This window comes from Pseudomonas sp. UBA6315, from assembly GCF_002438125.1.
Taxonomy (GTDB): Bacteria; Pseudomonadota; Gammaproteobacteria; order Pseudomonadales; family Pseudomonadaceae; genus Aquipseudomonas; species Aquipseudomonas faucium.
Map to the genome: position 1 here is coordinate 1 of NZ_DJTF01000082.1, position 4,064 is coordinate 4,064.

Consider the following 4,064-nt stretch of genomic DNA (forward strand, 5'->3'; position numbering starts at 1 on the left):
CAGGAGAACGTAACAACCATGATGCGCATTCTGTTGTTTGTAGCCACCAACCTCGCGGTGGTGCTGGTTGCAAGCATTACCCTGAGCCTGTTCGGCTTCAACGGGTTCATGGCCGCCAACGGGGTTGACCTCAACCTCAGCAGCTTGCTGGTGTTCTGCGCCGTGTTCGGCTTCGCCGGCTCCCTGGTCTCGCTGTTCATCTCCAAGTGGATGGCGAAGATGACCACCGGCACCCAGATCATCAGCCAGCCGCGCACCCGCCACGAGCAGTGGCTGTTGCAGACGGTCGAAGAGCTGTCGCGCGAGGCCGGCATCAAGATGCCCGAAGTGGGTATCTTCCCGGCTTACGAGGCCAACGCCTTCGCCACCGGCTGGAACCGCAACGACGCTCTGGTGGCCGTTTCCCAGGGCCTGCTGGAGCGCTTCTCGCCCGATGAAGTGCGTGCCGTGCTGGCCCACGAGATCGGCCACGTGGCCAACGGTGACATGGTCACCCTGGCGCTGGTGCAAGGCGTGGTGAACACCTTCGTGATGTTCTTCGCCCGCATCATCGGCAACTTCGTCGACAAGGTGATCTTCAAGAACGAAGAAGGCCAGGGTATCGCCTACTACGTGGCGACCATCGTCGCCGAGCTGGTACTGGGCATTCTCGCCAGCATGATCGTCATGTGGTTCTCGCGCCGCCGCGAGTACCGCGCCGACGAAGCCGGTGCCCGCCTGGCCGGTACTGGCGCGATGATCGGTGCCCTGCAGCGCCTGCGCGTGGAACAGGGCCTGCCGGTGCACATGCCTGACACCCTGAAGGCGTTCGGCATCAACGGCGGCCTCAAGCACGGCCTGGCCGGCCTGCTGATGAGCCACCCGCCGCTGGAAGAGCGCATCGAGGCACTGCGCCGCCGCGGTTGATTCACCAGGCAAAACAAAGGGCGACTTCGGTCGCCCTTTTTCATTTGCCTGTACCGACCCTATCGCCGGCAAGCCGGCTCCCACAAAGTCAGCGATGATCAGTGTGGGAGCCGGCTTGCCGGCGATAGGGCCAGGCCAGGCATCAGAACCTCACGCAGTAGACCCGCTCGACCAAGCGCTTCACGCCCGCCTGCAGGAACTTCGGGCTTTCCCCGATCACGTCCCTTGCCTCCACCTCTTGCACCTGCCACCCGGCAAACCCGGTCCGCACTTCCTCGTCCGCCACCGCAAACGGTGGCCCGGCCAACAGCTCCTGCTGGTAGTCCAAGGTCACCAGCAGCCCGCTCCCCCAAGGCAGCAGCCGCGAGAGCAAAGCCATGTACCGCGCCCGCATCGGCGCCGGCAATGCAATCAACGCCGCACGGTCATACAACCCCACACAATCCGCCACATCCTCGGCCTGCAAGGCAAAGACATCCCCGCACCACAGCTCAACCTCACCACTGCGCCAGACCTCGAACGGCCCCTGTTGCGTCACCTGCGCCTCAAGCCCCTGCTCCTGGAAAAAGTCCTCCACGGCCCGGCGCGACAGCTCGATGCCGCGCACGCGGTAGCCCTGCCCCGCCAGCCAGGCCAGGTCCAGGCTCTTGCCGCACAATGGCACCAGCACCCGGCTGCCGGCAGCCAGGCCGAGCCCCGGCCAGTAGCGTTGCAGATAGGGGTTGGCCTGGGCCTGATGAAAGCCGATCTGGTTGTCGGCCCACTTTCGATGCCAGAACGCCGGCTCCATGTTTCCTCCTGGTTTTTCGATGGTTTGGGCAAAAATCTTATATTGGATGTCGATCGGTAACTGATCGAAGATGGAGGCATCTTAACCTTCAGGACCTCACCATGCTGCCCAGCCTGTACATTTCCCACGGTTCCCCCATGCTTGCCCTGCAACCCGGTGCCAGCGGGCCGGCGCTGGCCAGGCTGGCCAATGCCCTGCCGCGGCCGAAGGCAATCGTGGTGGTGTCGGCGCACTGGGAGAGCCGCGAGCTGCTGGTGACCGGCAACCCCGCGCCCGAGACCTGGCATGACTTTCATGGCTTCCCAGCGGCGCTGTACGCCGTTCAATACCCCGCACCCGGCCAGCCGCAACTGGCCGCCGACATCAGCGCACGGCTCAACGCCGCCGGCCTGCCGGCGCGCCTGGATGCCCAGCGGCCGTTCGACCATGGCGCCTGGGTGCCGATGTCGTTGATGTATCCCGATGCGAGCATTCCCATGGTCCAGGTGTCGCTACCCAGCCACCTGGGGCCGGCGCTGCAGCTTAAGGTCGGCCAGGCATTGGCCGGCTTGCGCGACGAGGGCGTGCTGCTGGTGGGGTCGGGGAGCATCACCCATAACCTGGGCGAGCTTGACTGGCATGCCGGGCCGGAGGTGATCGAACCCTGGGCACTGGCGTTCAGGGACTGGGTGGTGGAAAAGCTCGGCGAGGATGACCAGGCTGCGCTGCTGGGCTTCAAGCAACAGGCGCCGTTTGCGCTGCGCAATCATCCCAGTGATGAGCATTTCCTGCCGTTGTTCTTTGCCCTGGGGGCGGGGGGCAAATTTGCCATCGTGCACCAAGGGTTTACCTTGGGGGCGCTGGGCATGGACATTTATCGGTTCGGCTGAAGGCCCTATCGCCGGCAAGCCGGCTCCCACAAGGGCCGGCACAGGCAAAAAAAATCCCCGACCTAGGCCGGGGATTTTTTCATTGCGCCAGGATCAATCCTCGCGGTAGCGGCGCAGCTTCAGCTGCTTGCCGGCTACACGGGTGTCCTTGAGCTTGGTCAGCAGACGCTCCAGGCCATCTTCCGGCAGCTCGATCAGGCTGAAGCTGTCACGCACCTGGATACGGCCGATGGCGTCACGTGCCAGGCCACCCTCGTTGAGGATTGCACCCAGCAGGTTCTTGGCAGCGATACCGTCACGGGCACCCAGGGCGGTGCGGCAACGCACGCGGCCTTCGGCCAGTGGCATCGGCGCGCGACGCTCGCGGTCGCCACCTTCGCGGCGCTCACTGCGCTCACCACGGTCAGCACGCTCGGTGCGCTCACCACGCGGGGCGAAGCTCGGCACCAGCGGCTGCTCGCGCTCTACTGCGGCCAGGTCCAGCGCTTGGCCATTGGTGGCCTTGCGCAGCAGGGCCGAGGCCAGGGCGCGGGCGCTGCAGCCCAGGTCAGTGGTCAGGCGGTCGAACAGCTCGCCGTGGGTAGCTTCGGCTTCGGCCACCAGCGGCGCCAGGCTCGAGGTCAGCTTCTTGATGCGCGCATCCAGTACCGCCTGGGCGTTCGGCAGGCGTGCTTCGGCAACCTTCTGCCCGGTCACGCGCTCGATCACCTGCAGCATGCGGCGCTCACGCGGGGTGACCAGCAGCAGTGCACGGCCTTCGCGACCCGCACGGCCGGTACGGCCGATACGGTGCACGTAGGATTCCGGGTCGTATGGCATGTCCACGTTGAACACGTGGGTGATGCGCGGTACGTCCAGGCCACGGGCGGCGACGTCGGTGGCGACGACGATGTCCAGGCGGCCATCCTTGAGCGAGTCGATCACGCGCTCACGCTGGTTCTGGGCGATGTCGCCGTTCAGCGCGGCAGCCTTGTAGCCCTTGGCTTCCAGCGCGGCGGCCAGGTCCAGGGTGGCTTGCTTGGTACGCACGAAGGCGATCAGCGCGTCGAACTCTTCGACTTCCAGCAGACGCAGCACAGCCGGGATCTTCTGGTCGGCATGCACCATCAGGTGAGCTTGGTCGATCGCGGTAACGGTCTGGGTCTTGCTCTGGATCTTGACGTGCTTGGGCTCGCGCAGGTGGCGCTCGGCGATCGAGCGGATCGACGACGGCAGGGTTGCGGAGAACAGCACGGTCTGGCGCGAGGCTGGGATGGCATCGAAGATCACTTCGAGGTCGTCCATGAAGCCCAGCTTGAGCATTTCGTCGGCTTCGTCCAGTACCAGGTACTGCACGGTGGACAGGACTTTCTCGTCACGACGCAGGTGGTCGCACAGACGGCCCGGGGTAGCGACGACGATTTGCGCGCCGTTGCGAATGGCACGCAGCTGTGGGCCCATCGGGGCACCACCGTACACGGCCACGACATTCACGCCCGGCATCTGCTTGGCGTAGGTTT

General features: G+C 65.2%; 4 protein-coding genes. 2 read left to right on the top strand and 2 right to left on the bottom strand.

Annotation, left to right across the window (positions count from 1 at the left end):
* Window positions 1-18: 18 nt before the first annotated feature.
* A complete protein-coding gene (htpX, locus tag B3E94_RS11450; RefSeq protein WP_176512062.1) occupies window positions 19-906 on the top strand; it encodes a protease HtpX in 888 nt (295 codons plus the stop codon).
* A gap of 142 nt (window positions 907-1,048) precedes the next feature.
* On the opposite strand, the gene B3E94_RS11455 is transcribed toward htpX, so the two are convergent.
* Window positions 1,049-1,696, bottom strand: a complete 648-nt coding sequence (locus B3E94_RS11455; RefSeq protein WP_286913585.1) for a thiopurine S-methyltransferase — start codon at window positions 1,694-1,696, stop codon at window positions 1,049-1,051.
* A gap of 101 nt (window positions 1,697-1,797) precedes the next feature.
* On the opposite strand from B3E94_RS11455, the gene B3E94_RS11460 reads away from it, so the two are divergent.
* Complete coding sequence (locus B3E94_RS11460) at window positions 1,798-2,565, top strand: DODA-type extradiol aromatic ring-opening family dioxygenase (RefSeq protein WP_286913586.1); 768 nt, start codon at window positions 1,798-1,800, stop codon at window positions 2,563-2,565.
* Between the two features lie 93 nt (window positions 2,566-2,658).
* Here the strand turns inward: B3E94_RS11460 and B3E94_RS11465 are convergent.
* Window positions 2,659-4,064 (bottom strand): DEAD/DEAH box helicase (locus B3E94_RS11465; RefSeq protein WP_286913587.1); only part of this gene is annotated, 1,406 nt, incomplete at its 5' end.

What these genes read in the sequence shown, in the direction of transcription:
- htpX (WP_176512062.1), top strand. Translation starts at nt 19, where the DNA reads ATGATGCGCATTCTGTTGTTTGTAGCCACCAACCTCGCGGTGGTGCTG.
- B3E94_RS11455 (WP_286913585.1), bottom strand. Translation starts at nt 1,696, where the DNA reads ATGGAGCCGGCGTTCTGGCATCGAAAGTGGGCCGACAACCAGATCGGC.
- B3E94_RS11460 (WP_286913586.1), top strand. Translation starts at nt 1,798, where the DNA reads ATGCTGCCCAGCCTGTACATTTCCCACGGTTCCCCCATGCTTGCCCTG.